This window comes from Arsukibacterium sp. UBA5043 (genome assembly GCA_002415085.1).
GTDB lineage: Bacteria > Pseudomonadota > Gammaproteobacteria > Enterobacterales > Alteromonadaceae > Alishewanella.
On record DIBV01000013.1, the window covers coordinates 1 to 622 of the forward strand.

Below are 622 nucleotides of genomic sequence, written 5' to 3' on the forward strand. Positions count from 1 at the left end.
TATGCGATGCCAAGGGAAAGCTTACAACATCCCTTATCGGTGTATGACCAACTGCTGGAGGTGCGGCCATGAACCTGCAACTTCAGCGCATACAGCACGCCTGTGAGGTATTAAAACTGCCGGCAATGGCAACAGAATGGTCAGCCATGGCTGACTACAGTGCCGCACAAGATAAAAGCTTCGCCGACTTCCTCGAAAGCCTGCTGCAAGCAGAACTGGATGCCAGAATGCAGCGCACGCGGGAGATGTTGCTCAAGACAGCCGGATTGCCAGCGGTAAAGCACTTCGATGATTACGACTTCCGCTTCGCCACCGGCGCACCGCGCAAACAGTTATTGGAGCTCACCAGCCTGGCCTTTATTGAACGCCAGGAGAATATTGTACTGCTCGGCCCCAGTGGCGTAGGTAAAAGCCATCTGGCGATAGCACTGGCGTACAGCGCCATTATGCGGGGGATAAAAGTACGCTTTATTACTGCGGCAGATTTAATGTTACAGCTGGCAACAGCCAAGAAACAGGGCCGGTTAGAGGCCTACCTTAAACGCAGTGTATTATCGCCAAAACTGTTGGTCATAGATGAAATCGGCTACCTGCCGTTTGGCCGGGATGAAGCCAATCTGTT

The 622-nt window shown here is 52.6% G+C and carries 1 protein-coding gene; it reads left to right on the forward strand.

Annotation, left to right across the window (positions count from 1 at the left end):
• Positions 1-68: 68 nt before the first annotated feature.
• Positions 69-622, forward strand: a 554-nt coding sequence (locus tag B2Q61_RS17825; protein ID WP_290622423.1) for an ATP-binding protein, incomplete at its 3' end; no start/stop codon positions are given.